Consider the following 1,476-nt stretch of genomic DNA (forward strand, 5'->3'; position numbering starts at 1 on the left):
TTATATTTTTTTTTTATTATTTTTTTTTTATTTTTTTTTATTTAATAAGTAAGAAGTAAGAAGTAAGAAGTAAGAAGTAAGAAGTAAGAAGTAAGAAGTAAGAAGTGTTGTCGCTTCGAGCTGAATGTCCAGAGATATTCAATCAGTTGACCAAATAATCAAGACAAGGCCAGCTATCACGCCAGCCTTGCATTTTACTATTTTTAGTAGATGCACTCGGGTTATGGGCACCAGAATACGGTCAAATTAATATCAGGATGATTTAATACAGCACGCAGTGGTACTTCATACTCTGAGCCGGGTTGTTTTGCCGCTTCATACACCGCCTTTTTCTCATCACCAGAGATCAATAAAACAGCCGCCTTAGAGTTAGCTATTCCCGCCAAAGACAAACTCATACGCTCAGTGATCTCACCTGTCACTTCGCTTTGATGTGCGTTAATTGCGCATACAGTGTTTGTGGTTGCCAACGCGTGCTCTAAGCCCTTTGCATTTGGGAATAAACTGGCGGTATGACCATCCGGTCCCATTCCCAAAATAGTAACATCGAACGGCTTTTTCAACGCTGCATAAGCAGACTCACATAGATCAGCGCCCTCCTCTGCTGACACTGCCGCATTCTTCATTGTCACGAATCGAGCATTTGCCGCTTTGTCTTGCAGTAATGTCGACTTGATAAATGCTTCGTTAGACTTTTCGTGTTCCGGTTCGACCCAACGTTCATCAACCATCGCAACCGTAATTTTGTCCCAGCCTAGTTCAACACCAGAAAGGTAACGATACGCTGGAGCCGGTGATGAACCACCAGATACTAACAGCACAGCTTCACCATCTTGTGCAATCCCTTGGCTAAGCCCTGATTGGAGTAGCTCTGCAAGCGCTGCTGTCATCTCGTCTTTGGAGCTGAAATTTCTTTCTGTTAACTGTGCCATTACGCTTGCTCTCCCGCGTTGAACCAAACATGTTTGTTTTCTTCTAGCAGTTCATCGGCGTCTTCAGGACCCCAAGAGCCAGCACGATAAAGTGACGGAGCCCCTTTACTCTGCCAACGCTCAATGATTGGATCAACCCACTGCCACGCTTGGCGCACTTCGTCACGGTGAATAAATAAAGCAGGGTTATTTGCAGCGGCGTCTAGCATTAAGCGCTTATATGCGTCTGAATGATAGCCATTGTTATACTTTTCACTCAATGAGATATTTAGCGTCACTGGCTCTAGTTGCATTTCAAGGTTATCTAGACGCTTAGACATTAGCGTTAATTGAATACTTTCTTCAGGCTGTAACCTTATTACCAAACGGTTTGGCTGAATTGGACCCGCCGCATCACCATAAACATTGTGAGAAACAGGCTTGTACTCAACCACAATTTCAGCACAACGCTTTTTCATACGCTTACCTGTTCTTAAATAGAAAGGCACGCCAGACCAACGCCAATTATCAATGTGAGCACGAATAGCAACAAATGTTTCTGTTT

At 43.5% G+C, this 1,476-nt stretch carries 1 protein-coding gene and 1 pseudogene; both read right to left on the reverse strand.

The annotated features are described in order from the left end of the window. Positions 1-221 precede the first annotated feature (221 nt). Positions 222-932 carry a 6-phosphogluconolactonase gene (pgl, locus tag CWC03_RS23150; RefSeq protein ID WP_138580806.1) on the reverse strand — a complete coding sequence of 237 codons (711 nt, stop codon included), beginning with the start codon at positions 930-932 and terminating at the stop codon, positions 222-224. Continuing rightward, positions 932-1,476, reverse strand: a pseudogene (locus CWC03_RS23155) (glucose-6-phosphate dehydrogenase); the annotation flags it as partial. The gene pgl and the pseudogene CWC03_RS23155, both read right to left, overlap by 1 nt.

Origin of the sequence: Pseudoalteromonas sp. S2755 (assembly GCF_005886535.1) — a bacterium.
Classification (GTDB): domain Bacteria; phylum Pseudomonadota; class Gammaproteobacteria; order Enterobacterales; family Alteromonadaceae; genus Pseudoalteromonas.